This is a genomic window from Microcoleus sp. OTE_8_concoct_300 (assembly GCF_031383065.1).
GTDB lineage: Bacteria > Cyanobacteriota > Cyanobacteriia > Cyanobacteriales > Microcoleaceae > Microcoleus.
The window spans coordinates 1-23,629 of record NZ_JANMZH010000607.1; the positions used below are offsets into that span (position 1 = coordinate 1).

19 protein-coding genes are annotated in these 23,629 nt (G+C 47.5%); 9 read left to right on the forward strand and 10 right to left on the reverse strand.

Annotated elements, in window-relative coordinates; genetic code table 11:
- The 7 genes from ACUVJL_RS27860 to ACUVJL_RS27890 form a co-directional block, all read left to right on the forward strand.
- Positions 1 to 4,502: beta strand repeat-containing protein (locus ACUVJL_RS27860; RefSeq protein WP_445248809.1), on the forward strand; the 4,502-nt coding region annotated here is incomplete at its 5' end.
- A 746-nt stretch (positions 4,503 to 5,248) separates the two neighbouring features.
- Positions 5,249 to 6,214 carry a threo-3-hydroxy-L-aspartate ammonia-lyase gene (locus ACUVJL_RS27865; RefSeq protein WP_445248810.1) on the forward strand — a complete coding sequence of 322 codons (966 nt, stop codon included), beginning with the start codon at positions 5,249 to 5,251 and terminating at the stop codon, positions 6,212 to 6,214.
- 118 nt (positions 6,215 to 6,332) lie between these two features.
- Positions 6,333 to 6,800, forward strand: coding sequence for a DUF7680 family protein (locus tag ACUVJL_RS27870; protein ID WP_445248811.1), 468 nt, complete (start codon positions 6,333 to 6,335; stop codon positions 6,798 to 6,800).
- A 21-nt stretch (positions 6,801 to 6,821) separates the two neighbouring features.
- Positions 6,822 to 7,205 (forward strand): hypothetical protein, encoded by a 384-nt coding sequence (locus tag ACUVJL_RS27875; protein WP_445248812.1) that lies wholly within the window; start codon positions 6,822 to 6,824, stop codon positions 7,203 to 7,205.
- A 289-nt stretch (positions 7,206 to 7,494) separates the two neighbouring features.
- The gene (locus tag ACUVJL_RS27880; RefSeq protein ID WP_445248813.1) at positions 7,495 to 7,818 is read left to right on the forward strand and encodes an SNF2-related protein; all 324 of its coding nucleotides are present in this window, start codon (positions 7,495 to 7,497) and stop codon (positions 7,816 to 7,818) included.
- A 135-nt stretch (positions 7,819 to 7,953) separates the two neighbouring features.
- Positions 7,954 to 8,454 carry a hypothetical protein gene (locus tag ACUVJL_RS27885; RefSeq protein ID WP_445248814.1) on the forward strand — a complete coding sequence of 167 codons (501 nt, stop codon included), beginning with the start codon at positions 7,954 to 7,956 and terminating at the stop codon, positions 8,452 to 8,454.
- Between the two features lie 153 nt (positions 8,455 to 8,607).
- The gene (locus tag ACUVJL_RS27890) at positions 8,608 to 8,913 is read left to right on the forward strand and encodes a small RNA NsiR4-regulated ssr1528 family protein (protein WP_333170677.1); all 306 of its coding nucleotides are present in this window, start codon (positions 8,608 to 8,610) and stop codon (positions 8,911 to 8,913) included.
- A gap of 303 nt (positions 8,914 to 9,216) precedes the next feature.
- On the opposite strand, the gene ACUVJL_RS27895 is transcribed toward ACUVJL_RS27890, so the two are convergent.
- From ACUVJL_RS27895 to ACUVJL_RS27905, 3 genes are read right to left on the reverse strand one after another with little or no spacing between them, the layout of a single operon-like run.
- Positions 9,217 to 10,128, reverse strand: a complete 912-nt coding sequence (locus ACUVJL_RS27895) for an NAD(P)H-dependent glycerol-3-phosphate dehydrogenase (RefSeq protein WP_445248815.1) — start codon at positions 10,126 to 10,128, stop codon at positions 9,217 to 9,219.
- A gap of 5 nt (positions 10,129 to 10,133) precedes the next feature.
- Positions 10,134 to 10,295 (reverse strand): hypothetical protein, encoded by a 162-nt coding sequence (locus tag ACUVJL_RS27900; protein ID WP_445248816.1) that lies wholly within the window; start codon positions 10,293 to 10,295, stop codon positions 10,134 to 10,136.
- A 58-nt stretch (positions 10,296 to 10,353) separates the two neighbouring features.
- Entirely contained in the window at positions 10,354 to 10,782 is a 429-nt protein-coding gene (locus ACUVJL_RS27905; protein ID WP_445248839.1) for an NUDIX domain-containing protein, read from the reverse strand.
- Positions 10,783 to 10,946: 164 nt separating this feature from the next.
- On the opposite strand from ACUVJL_RS27905, the gene ACUVJL_RS27910 reads away from it, so the two are divergent.
- Positions 10,947 to 11,867: an alpha/beta hydrolase gene (locus ACUVJL_RS27910; RefSeq protein WP_445248817.1), complete on the forward strand. Its 921-nt coding sequence runs from the start codon at positions 10,947 to 10,949 to the stop codon at positions 11,865 to 11,867.
- Positions 11,868 to 11,878: 11 nt separating this feature from the next.
- The gene (locus tag ACUVJL_RS27915) at positions 11,879 to 13,558 is read left to right on the forward strand and encodes a phosphatidylglycerol lysyltransferase domain-containing protein (RefSeq protein WP_445248818.1); all 1,680 of its coding nucleotides are present in this window, start codon (positions 11,879 to 11,881) and stop codon (positions 13,556 to 13,558) included.
- Positions 13,559 to 13,917: 359 nt separating this feature from the next.
- Here ACUVJL_RS27915 and ACUVJL_RS27920 read toward each other — a convergent pair whose 3' ends face one another.
- The 7 genes from ACUVJL_RS27920 to ACUVJL_RS27950 all read right to left on the reverse strand — a co-directional run bounded on the left by ACUVJL_RS27920 (position 13,918) and on the right by ACUVJL_RS27950 (position 23,507).
- Positions 13,918 to 15,144 (reverse strand): glycosyltransferase family 4 protein, encoded by a 1,227-nt coding sequence (locus ACUVJL_RS27920; protein ID WP_445248819.1) that lies wholly within the window; start codon positions 15,142 to 15,144, stop codon positions 13,918 to 13,920.
- A gap of 26 nt (positions 15,145 to 15,170) precedes the next feature.
- Positions 15,171 to 16,742, reverse strand: a complete 1,572-nt coding sequence (locus ACUVJL_RS27925; RefSeq protein WP_445248820.1) for an MFS transporter — start codon at positions 16,740 to 16,742, stop codon at positions 15,171 to 15,173.
- Between the two features lie 680 nt (positions 16,743 to 17,422).
- Positions 17,423 to 18,298, reverse strand: coding sequence for a DNA repair protein RecO (gene recO, locus ACUVJL_RS27930; RefSeq protein WP_445248821.1), 876 nt, complete (start codon positions 18,296 to 18,298; stop codon positions 17,423 to 17,425).
- A gap of 206 nt (positions 18,299 to 18,504) precedes the next feature.
- Entirely contained in the window at positions 18,505 to 19,185 is a 681-nt protein-coding gene (deoC, locus tag ACUVJL_RS27935; protein WP_445248822.1) for a deoxyribose-phosphate aldolase, read from the reverse strand.
- Positions 19,186 to 19,742: 557 nt separating this feature from the next.
- A complete protein-coding gene (locus ACUVJL_RS27940; RefSeq protein WP_445248823.1) occupies positions 19,743 to 20,789 on the reverse strand; it encodes a chemotaxis response regulator protein-glutamate methylesterase in 1,047 nt (348 codons plus the stop codon).
- Between the two features lie 88 nt (positions 20,790 to 20,877).
- On the reverse strand, positions 20,878 to 23,115 hold the full coding sequence (locus tag ACUVJL_RS27945) for a hybrid sensor histidine kinase/response regulator (RefSeq protein WP_445248824.1): 2,238 nt from the start codon (positions 23,113 to 23,115) through the stop codon (positions 20,878 to 20,880).
- A gap of 2 nt (positions 23,116 to 23,117) precedes the next feature.
- On the reverse strand, positions 23,118 to 23,507 hold the full coding sequence (locus ACUVJL_RS27950) for a chemotaxis protein CheW (protein ID WP_445248840.1): 390 nt from the start codon (positions 23,505 to 23,507) through the stop codon (positions 23,118 to 23,120).
- Between the last annotated feature and the right edge of the window lie 122 nt (positions 23,508 to 23,629).

Sequence of the window (23,629 nt, forward strand, 5' to 3'; positions counted from 1 at the left end):
GTGGAGGCGACGACGGCGACGATACCGTGATGGGCGGCATCGGCGACGATACCGTGATGGGCGGTGCCGGCAGCGACAACTGTGGAGGCGACGACGGCGACGATACCGTGATGGGCGGCATCGGCGACGATACCGTGATGGGCGGTGCCGGCAGCGACAACTGTGGAGGCGACGACGGCGACGATACCGTGATGGGCGGCGACGACGACGATACCGTGATGGGCGGCGACGGCAACGACGCTTGCATGGGTGACGACGGCGACGACAGCGTGATGGGCGGTGCTGGCGATGACTCCTTGATGGGCGGTGACGGTGACGATACCCTCGTGACTGGCGAGGGCAATGACATGGCAGACGGCGGCGGCGGCGACGACAGCGTTGGCGGTGGCGGCGGCGGCGGCGACGATACGCTGATGGGCGGCGACGGCAACGATACGATCGTTGGCGGTACTGGCAACAATACCTGTGTCGGGGGTGCTGGAGATGACGTTTTTGTCCTGAGTAACCCTACAAGCGGCGGGAGTTCAGTCATCACTGACTACGAAGACGGCGAGGACAAGTTTCTGCTGGTTGGTGGCTTGAACTTTAGCAGCTTGTCGTTTGTACAAGTCAGTAGCAATACCGAAATTCGGGTCAATAACTTGACGCTGGCGCTATTGTTGAATGTCACCGCAACGGTTCTCGATGCTGGCGACTTTTTGGGAGTTACCGATTCAACTCCAACTCCAACTCCAACTCCAACTCCGAGGCCGATTTTTAACCCTCCGCGACAGGATGCTAATAAAAGCCTGACTGCTGGTTCCAGCGGCGGCTCGCAAACTATTACTCCTGAGTTGTTGAGTTTTGTCGATCCCCAGCAAGGTCCTAGCGGAATAATCTATACGCTAACCGAGCTGCCCCCTGCTACAACCGGGCAACTATTCTTTAATGGAGTCGCCGTAACACAAGGCGGTTTTACCTTCTCTCAAGCAGACATTAACGCAGGCTTGTTAACTTTCAAAGCGACAGTCGGTTTTATCGGTGCGGCTACTTTTAGTTTTGATGTTAGCAACGGTAGAAACGTTTTCACCGGCCAGCGTTTTAGCTTGAAAGTCGAGCAAAATGTCTTTAAGTTTGCTGGCAAGACAGAGCCTCAAGTTATTGTCGGTTCTGCGACACTCGATAACGACATCGAAGGCGGCGATGGTGACGATGACATTACAGCCGGCCTCGGCAAGGACAAAATCATCGGCGGCAAAGGCAAGGACAAAATTAAAGGTGGCGATGGCGATAACGATATCGACGGCGGCGATGACGATGACGATATCGAAGTCGGTAAAGGCAAAAACAAAATCATCGGTGGCAAAGGCAAGGACAAAATTAAAGTCGGCGATGGCGATAACGATATCGACGGCGGCGATGACGATGACGATATCGAAGTCGGTAAAGGCAAAAACAAAATAAAAGGAGGCTTGGGCAACGACAAAATTAAAGGCGGCGATGATGATGACGAGATCGAAGGCGGCGAAGGAACCAATACTCTAATTGGGGGTGCTGGCAAGGATCGCTTTATTTACCGCACTTCCCGCCAACAGATTCAAACAGTTGTAGAAGCTGACTTCATTACTGACTTTAATGTCGCTGAGGATGTTTTAGAGCTTTCTAACGCAGCTTTTAGTCTCAGCGCTAGTTTGAACCTACAGGTGATTACTGCTACTTCTACTGTTGGGTCGCTCATCGGTAATTTGCTCGACTTCACCCTGGATACCACTGTTACCAGCATCGCGACTTTGCAAGCGCGGTTTGCAGCTTTGGGTGGCAACCCAGACGAGCCTATTTTCTGTCAGTTTATAGATGCCACTACCGGCCGTTCTGTGCTGGTATTTGCTGTTGGGGCGCGCTTTGAAATTGTGGCCAGTTTCTCGGCCAGCATTCGCCTGCAACTCAGTAACTTTGTCTTCACGGGCCCGCCACTAAATATTCCTGTCGGTACTGCTGGTGCTGACACTGTGGATTTCACCACTTCTCCGGCCCCAGTTAATTACGATGGTTTAGCAGGCGATGACAAGATTGTCGGCAGCAATTTTAACGATAGCCTCAAGGGCGGCGACGGCAACGATACCATCACCGGCGGCCTCGGTTTGGATGTCCTAAGCGGTGGCAGTGGTGCGGATCTGTTTGTTTACAGGACAACTAAAGAAGGCGGCGATAAAATTACCGACTTTAAGTCGGGAACTGACAAATTCGAGTTTAGCGCGAGCGCTTTCGGCAATTTGACTACGACTAACTTTGACGGTGTTAGCGGGGTTACTCCTGACATTACTGGCAAAGAGTTAGTGATTTTCACAGGCGGCAGTTATGCCTCTTTGGAAGCTGCACAAGCTAAGGCGCTGGGCAATTCTACAACTGCTGGTTTCTTCGCATTTACTAATGCGTCGAACGAGACTGTGTTGTATTTTGACTCGAACGGTACGGTCGCCGGTGGTTCTACCTTGATTGCTAATTTGGGTACTACTGTTAACAATCTGGGAACGGCGGACTTTGTATTTACAGGTACGATCGCCTCTGCTGTGACTGGTACTACTACCAACTCCGGCAGCGTTGCCGATTTAACTGCTGCTGGCAACACTTTCCCCACCGCCTTTAACAATTTCGGTTCAGGTGCTGGCGGTTACAACTTCAGCACTCCTGTCTTATTTACCGGCAATGACTTTGCTAACAGCGTCACTGGTACTCAGTTTGCTGACATTATCACTGGTGGCGGCAGTGCTGACATTCTCACTGGCGGTGCTGGTGCGGATCTCTTTGTTTACAAAGCAGCAGGTGAAGGCGGTGATACAATTACTGACTTTACCATTGGGGTAGACAAATTCCAGTTTACCGCGAGCGCTTTCGGCAATTTGACTACGACTAACTTTGACGGTGTTAGCGGGGTTACTCCTGACATTACTGGCAAAGAGTTAGTGATTTTCACCGGCGGAACTTATGCGAAGGTGGAAGATGCACAAGCTAAGGCCCTAGGCAGTTCTACAACTGCTGGTTTCTTCGCATTTACTAATGCGTCGAATGAAACGGTGTTGTATTTTGACTCGAACGGTACCGCAGCCGGTGGTTCTACCTTGATTGCTAATTTGGGTACTACTGTTAACAATCTGGGAACGGCGGACTTTGTATTTACAGGTACGATCGCACCTTCTGCGGGCACTCCTACCAACTCCGGCAGCGTTGCCGATTTAACTGCGGCTGGGAATACTTTCCCAACCGCATCTAACAATTTCGGTTCAGGTCCTGGCGGTTACAACTTCACCACTCCTGTCTTATTTACCGGCAATGACAGTGCTAACAGCGTCACAGGTACTCAGTTTGCTGACATCTTCAGCGGCGGCAGCGGTGCAGATATTCTGACTGGCGGTGCTGGTGCGGATCTCTTTGTTTACAAAGCAGTAGGCGAAGGCGGCGATACGATTACTGACTTTACCATTGGGGTAGACAAATTCCAGTTTACCGCGAGCGCTTTCGGCAATTTGACTACGACTAACTTTGACGGTGTTAGCGGTTCAAATCCTGACATTACTGGCAAAGAGTTAGTGATTTTCACAGGCGGCAGTTATGCCTCTTTGCAAGCTGCACAAGCTAAAGCCGTGGGCAATTCTACAACTGCTGGTTTCTTCGCATTTACTAATGCCTCGAACGAAACGGTGTTGTATTTTGACTCGAACGGTACGCTGGCCGGTGGTTCTACCTTGATTGCTAATTTGGGTACTGCTACTACCAATCTGGGAACGGCGGACTTTGTATTTACAGGTACGATCGCACCTTCTGCAGGCACTCCTACCAACTCCGGCAGCGTTGCCGATTTAACTGCGGCTGGAAACACTTTCCCCACCGCATCTAACAATTTCGGTTCTGGTCCTGGCGGTTACAACTTTACCTCGCCTGTCTTGTTTACAGGAAATGCGGGTGATAACAGCGTCACTGGTACTCAGTTTGCTGACATCCTCAGCGGCGGTTCTGGTGCGGACATTTTCGACGGCGGTTTGGGTAACGACAGCATTTCCGGCGACGATGGTAATGACAGCCTCTTCGGCGGTGGCGGTAGCGATACACTCAACGGCGGCACCGGGAATGACACTTTAATCGGTGGTTTGGGAACCAATGTTCTCAGCGGCGGTTCTGGTTTGGATGTGTTTGTGTTCAGCGGAACTGCTGCTGGCGGCGGGGATTTAATTACCACTTACAACGTTGCTGATGATGTAATTAACCTCAACAAAACTGGTTTTGCAGCGTTTACCACCGGAGGGCCTTTGGGTTCGAGTTTCTACGCTTACAGCAGTACAGTTTCTGTAACTGCGCTCGAAGCAACTTTAACCGGGCCGTCGATCATGGCTATCTACGACAGTTTGCCTGGGTCTACTAAGCTGTATTACGATAGCAACGGTGCTACTGTTGGCGGTAACAGTTTGTTTGCAACTGTCGATGTCAATTTGGGACCGACCGGTAATTCTGAATTGTTCTTGTTCTAAACGGCAAGAATCCTAATCGGGATATGGGCGGTACGGGTGGGGACACGGCAATGCCGTGTTCCTACAATACAGAGGTAAGGACATAGTAATACTGTGTCCTTTTTTTAATTGTTATATCGTTTCCGGTTGCATCGGAATGATTTAACCACAGAGGGCGCAGAGAACGCAGAGGGAGAGAATACAGAGATGAATAATTCCGATGCTACCGGATTTGATATTAAACAATTTAGGCGCTATTTTTTGGGTAGGGAAATGGCATTGCCGTGTCCTCTTTTGCGTTGTTGTCGATGGTGGGAGTCGATCGCACTCGCGAGGGCAATTTCACCATCCAATCCGGTTTATTTTACCCGTTATATCCCTGCCGGTTGTATCGGAATGATTAAACCGCAGAGGACACAGAGGACACAGAGAAAGGGAAGAGAGAGATGAATAATTCCGATGCGAACGGATTTGATATTACCCAAAATCAGGACACTGCGCCGTGCCGTTTCCCTACAATTAATCGGGCAATGGTTAAATTTGTATTCATTAATCCCTCTCCTGTGCAAGTACAAACGTCTGTTTACTTTTTGATAGTAAATTGTCATAACTTTGATTTTAGTCAACAGCTTTTTTAACCATTAAGCGCAACACCTAATAATTCTTATCGTCCAAAATATAATAAAAATTTATAATTTAATGGTAGGAGTGAAGCGGGCCATGCCCATCCTACAAATAAAGTCCTCGATCGTCCAAATCTAAAATCTATGAGTACCCACTTCTGTACCCCTCATCCCTTACAAGTCTGTTTCGCAGATGTGGAAGCGGCGGCAAATCGCTTGCAGGGCAAAGCTTTCAAGACGCCGGTGCTGACTTCGGAAACTTTCAACAAACGCACAAATTCTCAGGTATTTTTTAAGTGCGAGAACTTTCAGCGCACGGGTTCGTTTAAATTTCGGGGTGCTTGCAATGCTTTAATGCAGCTATCTGAAGCCGAAAAACAGCGGGGAGTGCTGACTTTTTCTTCGGGAAATCACGCGCAGGCGATCGCCCTGGCGGGACAGTTGTTGGGAATTCCTGCTACTGTCGTGATGCCGGCAGATGCGCCAAAAGTTAAGCAAGAGGCGACTCGTGGCTACGGTGCAGAGATTATTTTGTACGATCGTACTCAAGTTTCCCGCGAAGAGTTAGCCGCTAAAATTGGCGCAGAACGCCACTTGACAATTATTCCTCCTTATGATCATGCGTGGGTGATTGCGGGACAAGGTACGGCGGCGCTGGAATTACTCGCAGAAGTTGGGGAGTTGGATTTGCTGTTAGTTTGTTGCGGTGGCGGGGGTTTGCTGTCGGGATGCGCGATCGGGGCAAAAACTTTGTCTCCGCAGTGTAAAGTAATCGGGGTAGAACCCCAGCAAGCAGACGATGCGACGCGATCGTTCCGCACGAAAACGCTACAAACTGTTACTAACCCGGATACGATTGCTGACGGTGCGCGCACGCCATCTTTGGGGAAATTAACCTTTCCTTTGGTGCTGCATTATGTTGATGATATGGCAACAGTTTCAGAAGAGGCAATTCGCAGCACAATGTTTTTTATGTGGGAACGGATGAAGATAGTTGTCGAGCCGACTGGAGTGCTGGGGGCAGCAGCTTTGCTTTCAGGTGTTGTGAAAGCTGAAAATGCGAGAGTTGGGGTAATTGTCAGCGGGGGCAATGTCGATTTTAGTCATTAGTTATTGGATATCGGAATGATTTAACCGCAGAGAACGCAGAGAACACAGAGGGAGACAAGAGAGAGATAATAATTCCGCTATTCATCGGAATTGATATTATTAGTTAAGGAGCTTTGAGATGCTGCCATTAATCTTTGATACCTGCGTGCCCAGAGATAAGATTTTATCGGGAGACTTGTCTCTAGATTTATTTGCAGCAAAATTGCGGCTGGTAGTTGAAGGAACTGCACCTCAAGTTGATCGAGATGCCAATAAATTCTTTGCCAATACCTTCGCAACTGATGGCATTAAAACCCTAATCCGGGAAGTTTTCAGCCGCTCGATCTCGAAAACCGAACGAATTGCTAATATTGGTGAGGGAATTATGGCGATGAGTAATGAAGAGGCACATTATTGGTTTGGTAAAATTGCCAATGGCAATGGTTCAAATGCTTTAAAAGCCTTAGGAATTTTATTGGAGATTACTCGTTTCCAGGCTCTGCCTGGTAACGCATATCAAAAGGCTCTGCCTCCAATTTATCCAAGCCACAAACAAGGCAGAGCCTCGCTTACATCGGTTCCTAGGCAGAGCCTTGGCACCAGTTAATTTTATTAGGAGATTAATGTGATGAAAGTAGCTGATTTGTCAAACGAAACTTTAGCAAAGATTAAAACAGTGCGGTGGGATCGAATTATTGAGAAGCACGAAGGCCCGGAGACATGGGAGTCTGAGTTGAGATACGGCGAACCAGAATTTATCGAAATTGAGGGGCGGTGGGTGTTATTGCCAGTTGAAGCATCTCGTCACCAAAATATCACAATTTTGCGGACAATTTGGAGCGCGGATGGCAACTCGCTGACTCTGTTTCTTAAGGATACAACTTTTGATGATGATATGTTTGTATCTGGATATATGGCTGTGTGCGATCGACCAAAAGGAGAAGAGTTTTTCTTAGCAGTATTGTACCACGAATGGTTTATCATTGAAAAAGCAGAGCTATTTGAATATTAATCTATAAATTTTGGGGATAATACCAATACAGATTTAACTGGTTCCCAGGCTCTGCCTTGGAACCGATGTAAGCGAGGCTCTGCCTCGTTTGCTGCTTGGATAAATTGGAGGCAGAGCCTCCGAATCTGCGTTACCAGGCACAGCCTGGAAGTAGAATAAACAATAACCAACAACTAACAAATCCTGCGCCCTCACCTATTCATCGAGAAAATCATGCCCGTAAATCTGTTAAACCAGCAGGTTTATTACGAACACGGCGGCAATCCATTTAAAGATTGCATCGCTGGTATTGGCGCAAACATTTATCGTTTTCTCGCGCTTCGGTGTTGCGGCAAATTTCCCGAAAAGTTTCTTAATTGCGGATGAAGTTGGATTGGGAAAAACCATCGAAACCGGGTTGATTCTGCCTTACTTACTCATCAGCAAAAAAGTCAAACCTGTGTTGATTTTAGCACCCGCCAGCATTCAGCCGCAATGGCACGAAGAATTGCGTGAAAAATTTAACTTGCACTTTTGGAGTTATAGCAAAGGTGAATTTAAAAATTCCTATGGGGAGAGGAGTCAGTCAATCTATTTGAGATTTGAGATTTTAGATTTTAGATTAAAGAATTGAAGCATTGACCCCACGGATAAATGCGGGGGGCAAGTTTCATCGGATACAGGTTTTTAATTTCTGGGTCCTGAGTCTGCGAAGGAATGAATCCGGGGGCTTGTATCCTGGATGCTTTCGGTCAGGGGAAGAGAATATTTGGAATTCCCAAAATCTCATTTTAGCATCATCTCATTTAGTCCGTCGGAGCGATCGCACAAACAGCTTTTAGACGCGCAACCGTGGGATTTGGTGATTCTGGATGAAGTGCATCACGCCCGCCGCCAAAGCCCGCAAAACCGCAAGGAAACTCCCAATCGCTTACTACAGTTAATGCAGCAGTTGCGAGAAAAAAGCCGTGAAGCGAAGCTATCCCGTAGGGAATCGCTCTTATTATTATCCGCCACGCCGATGCACATTGACACGCTCGAAGTTTTCGATTTATTGCAACTTCTGGGACTGCGAGGACATTGGTCTTATGGTAAAAAATTCTGCAATTATTTTAGCACTTGGCATCTTAACTATAAAAGTCGCGATTATGCTGTAACATTTTACCCGGATATCTTTGACGAAAATGCTTCAGTGCAATTGATGAGTTTTGGGAATCCGTTGTTTGAAGAAATGCTCAAGGATCTCGCCCCCCGGCCAAACAGTCCTTAATCGAACACTAATCGAACACTGTGGGGCGAACTGTTTAGCTTGTTTCACGAGTTTACGTTGTTTTGAGCTGTGCTAGAGTTTGGTGCTCAACTTTGGTACTTTTAGGACTAAACTACTTTTTATGACGATCGTCCTTTTTATTTAATTTGCACAATGTCTTCAGAAACAAACTCAGCGGCTCAATCTACAACTGGTGCAGATGCGATCGATGTTGCGATCGCCTCTGGAATCGACTTTGACGGTACTCCGATTCCGCAAGCAAAATTAGACCTCTACAAGCAAGTGATGGGATTAGAAGCCGGCAGACAGCGCAGTGGCGTGTCAAATACAATGCGATCGCGCATTGTCCGAATCGGTGTCAAACACATCGGACAAGAGGAACTCGATAAAATGCTGGTGGCGGCAAACTTTGCACCGCTGAAAGAGAAAGAAATCGCTTTTTATTACGGCGCTAAGTAAATACCATTCATCTCACATCTTGGATCATTGTCAGCAACAGGCAAGATGCTTGTTCCACAAAGAGTGAATTTATTGTGGATGGTTTTTCTGAAAACTTTTTGTGGGGTGGGCATCTTGCCCGCCCAAAGAGTTAAGTTTTAATGCTAAAAAACTTACTTACTCCGGTTTTAAAGTGCGTCAGAAAAAGGCAAGATGCCTGTTCCACAAAGAGTGAATTTATTGTGGATAATTTTTCTGAAAACTTCTTGTGGGGTGGGCATCTTGCCCGCCCAAAGAGTTAAGTTTTAATGCTAAAAAACTTACTTACTCCGGTTTCAAAGCTCGTTCCATCAGCGATAAAACAGCTTGTTCAGGAGTAATTTCACCATTTAATAAGCGATAAACTTGACGAGAAACAGGTACTTCAATGGTGCGTTGATTAGCTAAATCAATCAACACATTAGTAGTATTGACTCCCTCAGCAGTGCTCTGCAATTCCTGCAAAATTTGCTCTAATGATTTGCCTTTAGCTAATCCGAAACCAACCCGATAATTGCGCGATAAAGGACTGTTGCAAGTAGCGAGCAAATCTCCCAAACCTGACAAACCATAAAAAGTTTCTGCGCGAGCTCCCAAACGAACTCCCACCCGAATCATTTCCGGCAAAGCGCGAGTCAGCAAAGCAGATTTAGCATTAGTTCCTAATTGTAAACCGTCGCAAACACCAGCGGCGATCGCAAATACATTTTTCAAAGTTCCACCTAACTCAGTCCCCAGCGGGTCTTCATTCACATAAACCCGAAAAATATCAGAACTGTAAATATTTTGCACTTGCTTGGCCGCCGCTAAATCCCAACTCGCCGCTACCGTTGCAGCCGGCAATCCTTGCTGAATTTCCTCGGAAAGATTAGGGCCCGAAAGTACCACTATTGAATTGTTAGGAAAGGCATTTTGCCAAATTTGAGACGGAGTGCGCGTGCTCCCGGGGTCTAAACCTTTGGTAACAGTAACTATAATTGTACCGGGACTTAACTCTAACGCCAGCAGCCGATCGACCGTTGCTCCCACTCCTTTCATCGAAACTGCCGAAACAACAACATCCGCACCTGTTATAACTGATTCTAGATTAAAAGAACTGCTGCGCGACCACAAATTAACTCGAGATCCTTTTTTGCCTCCCAGATTTGCCAGTGCCGAACCCCAAGCACCTCCGCCTAATATTGTCAAGATTGTCATAAAATTTAGTTGGATGAACTCAGATGCTGCAACATTCTCAAGAACGGGCTAGAAGCCCGTTCCACAATAACATTGAGTTTTTTTTGTGGAACAGGCATCTTGCCTGTTCCTGACGGGCTAGAAGCCCGTTCCACAATAACATTGAGTTTTTTTTGTGGAACAGGCATCTTGCCTGTTCCTGACATTGGTGCAAAATGTGAGATGAACGAAACAAAAACTCCCCTCCTACAAACGCGGACGCAATCCATAATGACGGTAACGCCAATAATCTCGTAAAATGCGATCGTGATCGAAACATAATTGATGGGGAATCTGCCAAGATTCAAAAACTTGTAAATTTTTAGCATCGTCGGCGGCTTGAGGTTCGCCCGTTGCAGAAGCCAAGAATACAATACTGATAGTATGTTTGCGGGCGTCGCGATTTGGGTCCGAATAAACGTAAAATTGCTCAATTAATTCTACATTCAAGCTCGTTTCTTCTAAAGCTTCGCGTTTGGCCGCCGTTTCTACCGATTCCCCGTAATCGACAAAGCCGCCGGGAATCGCCCAGCCGTAGGGAGGATGGCGACGTTCTATGAGTACGATCGGGCGATGGGGCCGATCGGCTAATTCGATGATAATATCAACTGTAGGAGCGGGATTTTGATAAGTCATTTTGTTGGGAATGGGGCATTGGGCATTGGGCATTGGGCATTGGGAATCGGGAATTGGTCATTGGGCATTGGGTATTAATGATTTTATATGTAACAAATAACAAATAACAAATAATCAACAACCAACAACCGTCAACTGTCAACCGTCAACTGTCAACTAACATTATGCCTAAGTGGCTGGGAAAAGTTTTAGGTATCGGTGCGAGTACAATCCTCCTCCTCGGTGCGACTGGATACTGGTACGTTTTTATTGCCGGAGCACCTCAGTTAGACCCTCCGAAAGTAGTGGCTGATCCTGACTTAAATTTTCAACTCAAAACATATAAAAGTGTAGCTATGAATTCAGAGCGCACCTACGGCTTAATTTTGCCGCCTGGGTACGCAAAAAATCCAAAACAGCGCTATCCAGTGATTTTTTTGCTGCACGGCGGGCACGGAGACGCGCGCGCTTATCAGGACAAAGCTGCTGTTACTTCTGTGCTTCACGATTTATATAAAAGCAAAAGATTGCCGCCATCAATTGTAATTACTCCTGACGGGAACGACAAGCGGGGTACGAGTCCTTTGTGGGACCCGCAGTATTTTGACGGGCCCAACGGTAAGGTGGGAAGCGCGATCGGCTCCGAGTTAGTGTCCATCGTAAAATCGCGCTACAGAACGCTGGAAGACCCCAAATTCTGGGCAATGGGAGGACAATCTTCGGGGGGTTGGGGAGCTTTTAATATCGGTTTGCGCTACTTGAATAATTTTAATATTCTGTTCAGCCACAGCGGTTATTTTACAGATCAAAGCGGCAAGGCTAACAGTCCTAAATATTTAGTGGAAAAACTCCCTTTTAAAGATAAACAGCGGTTGCGCGCTTATTTGGATGCCGGGGAAGCAGACGAAAAATTTCTGATTTCCACTCAACAGTTTCACGAGCAATTAAACAGTTTGGGTATAGCCAACGAGTTTAACAAATTTCCGGGAGGACACGGGATTGTGGGCCCGGATGTCGGTTGGAATTATTGGCACAAGCATTTAGCCGATTCTTTGAGCTATGTTGGAAAACAGTTTAAAATATCACTGGCCACACAGAAAAATTAGAAAGGTCAACAGTGTTACCCCAAAAAACTAGGATTGGACTCTGGACTGCATCATTGTTAACCGGATTGGTAGGAGTTATTAACCTGCTGTCTGCTGTAACTCCCAGTTTACCCGATCGCCGAAATTGGCTAGAACCATTTTTCCCTTTTCCCGTGCGTGCGGGCGGGCATTTTTTTGCAGCAGTGATCGGATTTATGCTGCTAACTCTGGCAACTAATTTGTTGCGGCGAAAGCGGATTGCTTGGTTGCTGACTGTGGGATTGTTAATCGTTTCTATTGTAATTCATTTAGTCAAGGGATTGGATGTTGAAGAAAGCTTGCTTTCTGGGGTGCTGCTGTTTCAGTTGTTGGTGATGCGGCAGACGTTTACGGCTAAATCCGATCGCCCTTCCATTGCTCAAGGAATCCGGGTTTTGCTGGGGGCTTTGCTGTTTACGCTGGCTTACGGGACGGCGGGTTTTTACATTCTGGATGGGGCTTTTCAAGTTAACGAAAAAGCGGTTAATTTTGATTTAGACACAGCTTTGTTCCAGACTTTTGCCATGTTTTTTACGGCGGACAATGCGGGGTTGGTTCCGCAAACTCGGTTTGCTAACTTTTTTGCCGATTCTATTTATGCTGTGGGTACCGTAACGCTTGGCTACGCACTTTTGATGCTGCTGCGGCCGGTGCTGCTGCGAAATTCGGCAAGTATTTCGGAACGGAATAAAGCTCAAGAAGTTGTAGCAAAATACGGGCGGACAACGCTAGCGAGACTGGCCTTGCTTCCGGATAAATCTTATTATTTTAGTGTGTCGGGAAAAAGTACGATCGCCTATGTGCCCAAAGGTAGAGGTGCGATTGCTTTGGGAGACCCCATCGGACCTCCTGAAGACCGCAAAGAAGCAATTCTAGGGTTTCAAGAATTTTGCGATCGCAATGATTGGTATCCAGCATTTTATCAAACTTTGCCCCAGGATATAGAAATGTATTCTACTCTCGGTTTTCGAGTGGTGCAAATTGGCGAAGAAGCTATTGTCAATCTCAAAACTTTTACTCTCAAAGGCAAGAGCAATCAAAACTTGAGAACTGCTATCAACAGACTTACAAAAGCCGGCCATCAAATCGAATTTTACGAACCTCCTTTAAGTTCCGAATTGATGCGGCAAATGAAACTCGTGAGCGACGAGTGGCTGCAAATAGTTCAGGGTGCGGAAAAAAAGTTTTCGGTGGGTTGGTTTGACGAGGCATATTTGCGGGAAACTCCCGCCGTAGCTATCCACACTCCCGACGGTAGAATTAGTGCTTTTGCTAATATGATATCGGCGGGGAATGGGGTAGTTGGAGTTGATTTAATGCGGCGTCGCACTGAGGTGGAAAATGGCACGATGGAGTGTTTGTTTGCTTCAATGTTGCAGCATTGTCAAGAATTGGGATATCAAGAATTTGATTTGGGTTTGTCGGCTTTGGCCGGAGTCGGAGAAGCCCAGAAATCCGGGCGGTTGGAAAAGGTTTTGATTTATCTTTCGGATCACTTGAGCAAGTTTTATAATTTTAAGGGATTGCACAGTTTTAAAGATAAGTTTGGGCCGCGGTGGGAACCGCGTTATTTTGTTTATCCGAGTTTGGGAAGTTTGCCGGATGTTGTGGTTGCTTTGATTCGGGCCGATTCGGGCGATCGACTTTTGGATTATTTGCGCCCGGGAGGGTAGGCAACGAGCAATGTTGACTCGTTCCCAGGATCTGCCTGGGAGCCCATATCTAGAGGCTCTGCCTCGGCCCGAAAATGGAGGCAGAGCCTCCGGATCTGCGTTACCAGGCTAAGGCCTGGTAACGAGTAAATATCCACGGGTAGAGACACGACTTCCTTTAACTGGTTCCGAGGCTCTGCCTGGGAACCTATATCTAGAGGCTCTGCCTCGGTTGGAAAATGGAGGCAGAGCCTCCGGATCTGCGTTACCAGGCTAAGGCCTGGGAACGAGTAAAAGAGCCTCGCTTGGGACAAAGGAGGAGGCAGAGCCTCCGGATCTGCGTTCCCAGGCCTTAGCCTGGGAACGAGCAATCAAAACATTCATGCTAAACCCCGAATTAGTACGCGCTGCTTTTGCAAAACCTCTGAGTACAGCTTTTCCAACTCAGTAATATTCTGACTGAGAGTGTACCGCTCGATCGCCCGTTGGCGTGCTTTTTGACCAAGCAGCGATCCAAACTCAGGATGCTCCCAAAACAGCGGCAGCAAGGTTTGCAACTGACTCCGTACCCGCTGAGTGTTCAAAACTATCCCCGCCCCTTCCTCCAAGGCCTCGCCGTCAGCACCGGCATCGGTGGCCAAACAAGCCAAACCGCAGGCCATCGCTTCCAGCAGCGACAGGGACAGTCCCTCCACCAAAGAAGGCAAAATAAATACGTCTGCACCCCGCAAAATTTCGATCCGGCGTTCCTCCTCGGCCACAAATCCGAGCCACACAATGCCCTCCTCTTCGCCGTAAGACAGTTGCAGCGACGCGGCTAGGGGCCCGTCGCCTACGATCGCCAACACGTTACCCCTGCCAAAATTGCACTGTTTCCAGGCCTTGAGCAGGGCCTCGACATTTTTCTCCGGGGCAATGCGGCCTTGGTAAACAAAAACTCGATCGGCTTTTAATTGCGACTTCAACCCCGAAGGCCCGGGCGAATACTTCACCGCGTCTACTCCGTTGGGAATCACCGCCACCCGTTCTTCCGGCACTCCCAAGCGCACCAAAATATCTCGCTGAATGTAAGAAAATACGATCGTCGAGTCGTAGTGAGCCAAAAACGGAGCGTACAGTTGATACATCAGGTGTTGCGTTCCCGATGTCAAATTCCGCAATTTGCGATCGAACGGCGGGTGAAAAGTCGCCACCAGAGGCAAATTCAATTCTTGACAAATTTCCGGCAGCAAAAAGTCTAGAGGCGAAAGCGTCAGGGAAGCGTGAACAACATCGGGTTTGAGCCGCCGCAGAGATTTCATCAGCACTGTGCGGGACTTGAGAGTGGGAATCGTATAAATTTGCGATTTGTAGTGACAAGGTAAAGACACTTCGTTGCAACTGGCGGGCGAGAGCGAATTGGTATATGAGGTTTGAGCAATTCCTTTTCCCCACGAACCATTTGCCATGCTCCACGCCGTATTGTTCCTGTCGAGTGGGCCCGCTTCTTGGGCAAAGTGCAGGAAACTGACCTGGTATCCCCGGTCTAACAGTGCGTTGGTGACTTCCCTGGAGTAAGTGACGTTACCGCAAAAAGGTGATTTTTTTCCTAGCCAAGCGATGTGCATTCCAGTAAATCAGAGTTTGTTATTTTTTAGATTCGATCGACTTTGGTATTACTGCTACGGGAAATATACCAGGTTAAGACACCGCCAGCGATGGCTAATCCTGCTAAGGCCAAAAATACTGTCGGCAAACCCAGAAATGTTTCCGCTACCCCGGCCAAAGCCAACGGTAAACTCAAAGCGATATTAGTGGCATTGTTTTGCAGCCCGAAGACTTTTCCCCGCATTTCTTCTGGGGTTTCTGCTTGAATTGTAGTCTGCATCGGCACTCCCACCAATGAGGCAAATAAACCCAACAGGGTAATGAACAGCACCGAAATCCACAAATGCTGTGTAAATGCAGAAAGACCCATCAGAGCCAGTGCCATGCCGATAGATCCGATTAAACTCAGTTGGGAGTGAGAAAATTTGTGGCCGAGATAGCCGACTGTCGTCGCCCCACCAGCCATACCGACGCCCACCGCAGCCAGCAAAAAGCCAAATTGTGACGCTTTCATACCGGGGAGGATTTCTGCCAGCCGAACTGCTAGAACTGCCAAGGCTGCAAAAATGGAAAATAGAATAATTAGTTGAATTAAAGCATTGCGGACTTTCGGTTGATCGTTGATGTAACGCAGGCCGTCTTGCAAATCTGCTAGGGGGTGTGGCGGTTCGTGTTCGGCTTCGTTTTTTTCGCCTGTTTTCATCGACAGCAACAGCACTCCGGCGAAGGCGTAACTTCCGCCTACTACTAATTCTTTGCCGATTCCCAGTCCGCCGCCGAGGTTGGTAAATAGGGTGTCGGCTAAAGCTAGTAAGGGTTCTCCGACTGCAAAGCCAATAATCACCGAACCCATCATGGTTGTGGTGTAGAGCGAGTTTGCTGAGAGCAGGTGGCGGCGTTCCACAATTAGGGGAATCACTGACTGTTCTGCTGGGGCGAAAAATTGAGTTAGAGTCGAGACTAGGAATGTCACTAGCAGCAGCAAGCAGAATCCGAGCGGCAGTTGACCAAGTTCCCACCCGTCAGAGAGCCACAGCAGCACGGGCAATGTTAAAACGAAGGCTCCCCGCAGCAGGTTTGTGGCTACGAGCACTGCTTTTTTCGACCACCTATCGACATACACGCCCGCTGCGGCCCCGAACAGCACTGCGGGAATGGTAAAGGCGATCATGATTGCTGATACCCACCTGCTGATGGTTTGATCTGGCGCTTGAAAGCGGCTGGCCACCAGAGCGATCGTCAGTACGAGATAAACTTTATCTGCTAGTTGGGAAAAAACTTGCCCACTCCACAATGCTAGAAAATTTCGGTTTTTCAGAACTGGCAGAAATCCTGTTTCTTTTTCGGGAGTTTCGGCTAATGCTTCCGAGCTCTCCGCTGCTGGGTCTGCTGTTGCCAGCGGGGGGATTGCTTCGGGTTCTTGGCTTTTGCCGTTGCTTGACTCTGTTTCTGACGTTGTGGGATATTTATCCATTTCTGGGTCTTCGACGTTGCTCCATTGTCGATCGGTCAAGGCGGGTTCCGAGCGAAAATCGGGAAAATTTTCTCGTTCTTCCATTTTGTGGTGGGTCACAGCTAAAACAGATATTGTCAAATCAGAATCGGACAGTCGCATCATAGGATTTGGGGTCGCTCGCCTGGGAGGGTGGAGGTTGGGGGGATGGGGATTTCAAATTGAGGTTTTAACCCCTAAGTTTATTAATAATCTCGTAACTTTATCAAAGGAGTTGGGTCTAAAACCCCGTCCTTTTAGGACGGCTTTAATTTATTCCTAAAACTTCTGGCAATTCCAGTAATCGTAGTATACTGCAATAGTCGAGGTTAAACTCCTTTGCCATCGTGAAACGGGACATGAGACACACTTTTAGGCATAAACCGGGGGGCAAAGAGCGGCGAAAACTCTTTAAACAGCTAGAGGCTTAACACAGTCTCAAAACCAGAAAAACAAACTATTCTAGGCTTGTTAAGTAGGGTGGGGCACACCCAAACTCTAGGTCAGTATCCTAGTAAGCTTTTGGAGATAGACCCTCTGGGGTGGCTGCGAATCAGGCTCGTTAATTGGTGGAATTCTCACGGTTAAAAGGTTTGAGTATTGCCGAAAGGACGTAACACTTAAAGGTCAGTCGCTGAATTAAGAATCCCCTCGCCTTTAGGCAGGGGAGTGTCAACTCTATCTATTATCTGATGTCGCAACAATCTTGAGAATTTGCCTGAAATTGCCGGCAGGTTCGGCTATCCCCCAGGCTGGGGGTGCGATGTATGATCGTTCCTTCACCTATTTAAGTCAACACTCAAAATTTAAAACTCAAAACTCTCTAAGTAGGTATCGATCGAGCTTCCCGATCTAATCGTGCAACCTAAATGATACTGGGCATATTGCCGCAAAATATTTTCGACAGATACCCAAGTTGTTCGATCGGCAATCCCCTCTCCTAGTTCGGGACTAGCCAACTGTTGCAGCGCTGCTAATTCTTTAGCATTAATGTTGAAATTTGTCAAGTGTTTGCTGCCATTCGTTTGCCGGGAACGGGAGGCGGATTTGTACAAGCTACCGATTTCTGAAGAGAGTTCTGCCTCTAAATTAGCTAGTTCGGACAAGCTGAAGGTTCCCCCAGAGGGTATACTAAACCCGGTTTGCCAGTTCGGATCGCTGAAATTTGGGATGAGCGGGTGTCTGGTGGCGCAGCAGACTTGGACTTGGGGCGCCAGACCCGCTAAGGCTAGCAGGTGAAAAATGCCGTGGGTGAGGTGGGCGACAAGCACGGCGGCGGATTGGATTTCTGTGCGATCGGACAAACCCTCCAAACGGCTCAAATGTTCGCCCAGCAACCAAAAGAGTTCTTCTTGGGGTTCGTCGGAAAGGGCACTTGCGATCGCCAATTCGGCCAGATATTGCGCCGCTGCGAGTTTCCCGAGGTTGCGGCTCAAACCCGGATGGGATTGTACCGTGTCGGCTTGGGTAATTTTGTCGAGCGATCGGCCTTTGGCAATTAGCAATTCGTTGACAACAAATAATTCGCTTCTACCGCCAATGGTCGATCGCTGTTTGCGAACACCCGGTGCTACGGCTCGAATTAAGCCGAATTCCCGCGTCAAAACAGTCAGCACTCGATCGGATTCCCCGATCGGCGCACTCTTGAGATTGATTCCAGTTGCTTTGTAAGTTCGAGTCACTCGATTTTAGATTTTAGATTTTAGATTTACAAGGACAGTAGCAAAAACAGTCCGCGACGCAGAACTTTTATTAGATACTCGTTACCAGGATCTGCCTGGTAACGCAGATCCGGAGGCTCTGCCTCCTAATCCCAGCCGAGGCAGAGCCTCTAAATATGGGTTCCCAGGCAGAGCCTTGGAACCAGTTACTGACAACTGACAACTGACTAATGACTTTTATCTAAATTATCCCGCTCGCGGATTAATTCCGGGCCGCGGGAAGTCCCCAAACGAGTTGCACCAGCGACGATCAAATCTAAAGCTTGTTCGTGAGTGCGAATTCCGCCGGCCGCTTTAATCCCCATCCGTCCCTTCGTAACTTCCTTCAGCAGTCGCACATCCTCAACTTTCGCCGGACCAAAAAAGCCGGTGTTGGTTTTGATGTAGCTGGCGCCGGCTTCCATGCAAATCTCGGCCGCTAATTGTTTTTCGGCATCCGAAAGCAGCGAACTTTCGATAATTGCTTTGATGGTGAGATTGGTTTCTTCGCAAATTTGGGCTAATTCCCGGTGGAATTCGTCGATTTTGCCCGCTTTCAGCAATCCTAAATTAACAGAAACATCTAACTCTACCGCTCCATTATCTGCTGCTTCGAGGGCTTCATAGATCTTCGCAGTTGAAGTCGAAGCACCGGTGGGAAAACCTATGACAGTACAGACTTTCGGGCGCTTGCCGTGCAGCAGCTCAACTGCTTGTCGGACATAGGCGGGATACACGCAAACTGTGACAAAGCCAAATCTATCTGCTTGTTGGCAGCAGTTTTCTAATTGCTCTGGCGTGGCGGAGGGGTCGATCAGGCCGTAGTCGATAAAGGGGGCAATATCGATATCTGGCTGGTTTGCAGCCATTGTTTTTTTCTCTCGCTGGATAACTACTTTAGTATTATACAAAATAAACGGGATGCGGAAAACTTACGTTTCTTTCGGGCTGGAATTTATGCGAATCGAGGGACTTCATATCAATTCCGGTTGCACCGGAATTATTGTTGACTGTTGACTGTTGACTGTTGACTGTTAACTGTCAGTCTAAAAACTGAATGATAGTTGAGTATTGACTGTTGATTCGATTTTACAATTCCTCAGGTAGCGGAGTTGATATCAGTAAGCAAGTGTTCTTTGATATTCTATTTAAGCAATGCTCTGATAAAACTCTTGAGATAAAACTATTGAAAAAAAACCTACGATCGTTTTTGGTAAAAAGGAAGTGGTGACTTTACAGTTGATTGTCTAGTTTACCAAATTTGTATCGCTCATCTACTTCTTTATCTTGGCTTCATCATATAGCGGTTCTCAAAAAAGTGAGGTATGCTCTATGCCCTATGCCCTATTCCCTATGCCCTATGCCCTATGCCCATGAGTACCTCATCTTTCTGAGAAAGGCTATAGTTCACATTGAGAATACCGAGTTATTTGAACAAAACTCGCTGAACTAACCGATCGCCGATCGCTTCAGGAGGCAGAACTTCAACCGCTGCATTTAGCTGAACTGCCGCTTTGGGCATTCCATATACAACACAACTTTTCTCATCCTGAGCGATCGTGTGCCATCCCCGCGATCGCAAAATACTCATTCCCTCAGCACCGTCTTGTCCCATCCCAGTCAGTAAAACGGCGGTTGCCTTGTGGTTCCAGTATTGGGCAAGACTCTTAAAGAACACATTTACTGATGGGCGGTAGGGATAGTCAATCGGTTCTTTTGTGTAATGCAGAGTGAAATCAGAACGAAGACTGAGGTGATCATTTGTACCTGCAACTAAGACAATACCTTTCTCCAGCCGATCGCCAATTTTGGCTACTTTCACTGTCAAGGGTGTTTGTTGATTCAGCCAATCCACCAACCCCGCCGAAAACTGTTGATCGACATGTTGAATAATCGCAATAGCCGCACCGAAGTTTGCTGGTAGGCGGGAGAGAATAGTGGCTAGAGCTTTGGGGCCACCTGTTGAGGACCCGATCGCCACTAGGGGAGGGAGTAGGCTCGAAGGTGTAGAGAATGAAGTAAATTTTGAAGTTTGGGATTTTGGAGTTGAGGATTGAGATGATTTGCCAATTAGCTTACTAAGAGTCGCAATTTTTGTCAGTAGCGGTTGGGCAGACTCTGGACTTCCTGGGATTCCTAAGACGGGAGTGTTCACTGCATCACGGGCACCATGCCCCATTGCCTCAAACACCTTCCCGGCATTCTTTCCCACGCTTGCCGTCACAATCAGAATCACACAGGGAGACTGTTTCATGATCTGGCTGGTGGCTTCCACACCGTCCATGATTGGCATGAATAGATCCATCAAAATTAAGTCGGGGGTGTCTTTAGCGCAGTGGGCAACCGCATCTGCACCATCCCGTGCAATCCATGCCACTTCATAACCTGGAACGGTTAGCAGCACTCGCTTGAGGGCTTCCACTGCCATAGCCATATCATTGACAATCGCAATTCTCATTATAACTACAGGCATTATTTGAGCGTGGATGTATCCACTGTAAATGTTTCCCCAGGAAAATCCAAGCTTTTAACCTTAATCCTTAGCCAATTTGATCAGTTTGCTATTTGCCAATTAAGTCAACGATCGCATTGACAAGTGTGTCGTCATGAAAGCTGCTTTTAGCGATGTAATAGTCTGCCCCAGCTTCCATACCCTGAATGCGATCGTCTTCGCGATCGCGGTATGACACAATAATCACCGGAAGCAAATGGAATTTGGGATGGTCTTTGATTTGTTTGACAAGTTCAATGCCATTCATGCGAGGCATATCGATGTCGCTCAATACAAGGTCGTAATGATTGCTCCGAATGGCTATCCAAGCATCCATTCCGTTTACGGCAACATCCACATCGTAGCCTCGATTTTGCAGTAGCTTTCGGGTCATTTCGCGCACAGTAATGGAATCATCCACAACTAAAAGGCGTTTTTGATTATCTCTTTTTTTTGTTTTATTCACGTCAACAAATCTCAATTGACCACTGTTGAGCATATTGTCAATGGATCGCACCAAATCGGAAACATCCACAATTAAAACAGGCAAGCCATTATCCATTAGAGCAGAGGCACTAATATCCCGAACTTTACCCAAACGCGGATCAAGTGGACGCACCACTAAATCCCGTTCACCTATAAACTGGTCTACAACCAAGCCATAAGCGTTGGATTGATCGCTGAGTACAACTATACAGAGTGCATCATCAGAGGATAAAGCCTCCGGTAAATCCAAAATATGGTGAGCAGCAATCAACCCAATATTTTGATCATCTTTAGTGAAATATTGACGACCTTCCACAACATGAATGTCCGATTTGTCAAGTTTGACTATCTGATCCACCCGTGCCAGAGGAAAGGCATAAGGTTCATTAGAAATCTCGACAATTAGCGTCCTGACAACCGAGAGCGTTAGAGGAAGTTGAAAGTGAAAATTAGTACCCTTTCGGAATTGAGATGTGGCACGAATCGTTCCACCAACCTCTTGCACCATACTTTTTGCAATATCTAATCCCACACCACGACCTGAAATTTCAGTTACCTGTTCGGCTGTAGAAAATCCAGGTAAAAACAGAAACTCGATGATTTCAGCTTCAGTAAGTTGAGCAGCCGTTGTGGGTGAAGCTAAATTCTGATCAATAATCTTTTGGCGCATCCGATCGGGATCAATTCCTCTGCCGTCATCGGAAATGGTAATTGCCAGCATACCGCCACGATGAAATGATTCTAGACGAACTGTTCCCACCATCGGTTTGCCTGCTGCCACTCGTTCTGCGGGGGATTCGATTCCGTGATCGACCGCATTGCGAATCATGTGAGTCAGGGGTGCTTCCAGTTTTTTGAGGATATCACGATCGACCTGGGTTGACTGACCGACAATCTCTAGCTTGACCTGCTTATTCAATCGTCGTGCTAGGTCACGAACCATGCGAGGAAAGCCTTGTACTCCATCAACAAATGGACGCATGTGGGAGGCAATCACTTCTCGGTAAAGGCGATCGCTCAAGTTCGTTGTGCGACGAGCATATAGTTCTAGTTCACCCAAGCGATCAGTGAGAATTTCCCGACATTGTTGGGCTTTACGTCGAGCCGTGTCCAGAACTTCCTGGCTTTCTGAATTAATTGGAGTGTTTGCTAATGTGGTATGAATTGTTTCCAGAAGTCTGGCAAGCTCTAATTGACGAGCTTTGAGCATGGTAAAAGAATCTGCAAAAGGTTGCAGCCAATTTGCCTCAACCAGCGATTCACCCGCCAACCCCATAATCCGGTTCAAATTTTCTGCCGTGACTCGCACCACCCTATCCGTTGGGATGGCGATCGTTTCAACCGTGGCAATTTCCTGACCAGCGCTTTGGATCAGCGCTGAGTTTTGATCGAGTGGAACCAAGGACGTTGCTCGACGATCGCTAAAATCTGGAGGTAGCAGAGCCGCGATCGCAGCATAACAGATATCAAACTCTCCACCTTTTTGGGCTAACCATTCAAGTAGCTCAACTTCACTGACCTCACTAAGCGCTTGCAGCAAATCAACGCCTTGCAGTAACACATCAATCTGGTCTGAGCCTAACGTAATGATCTGGCTCTGCGCTGCCACAAAACAATCTTCCATCCAGTGCGCCAGATTAACGACGGCATCTAGAGAAACAATCCCAGCCGCACCTTTAATCGAGTGAGCTCCCCGCATCAGCGTTTCCAGTGCCTGATCTGATTGGGGGTTAGCTTCTAGGGTCAGCAGTCCCTGATTCAGAATAGAGATTTGGGTCTCAATTTCCTGACGAAATAGCTCCAGCATGGAATCATCGCTCATAGTCAAAAAACCTTGTGGTTTAGGGTGTAAAACAATAGTTCGGAGTCCAAAAAATTCAGCTTCTTGTCTTGCCAGGTAACGACCCCTTTGGTGTAAGCTTCCGATGCTTTGGAAATGATCACCGGAGCATCTTTGAACTCATTGAGATGGAAGCGGTAGGTTCCATGAACCTCATCTACCGGAAAGACCCATTTATTCTCATTTCTTCCAGCAACAATCATGCGTTGCGGATTAATCGTATTAGAAAAATCTGCTGATTCTACAACAGGCTCTAGACCGAGTAAGTCTCTGAGCGAAATACAGAGCAGCGTTTCACCCCGAATGTTGATCAACCCCAAAAATACAGAGTTACTGCGGTGAGGGACGGTATGAATAAGGTAAGGCGGAGTCACTTCTTGCAGGATGTTGACCGGCAATGCTAATCGTTCGTTACCGAGCCGAAAAATGATCACAGAAAGGGTATCTGTGGCACGAACTAGCGTCCCTTCTCCCGCTCCAACCTGCTGTGTGGAAG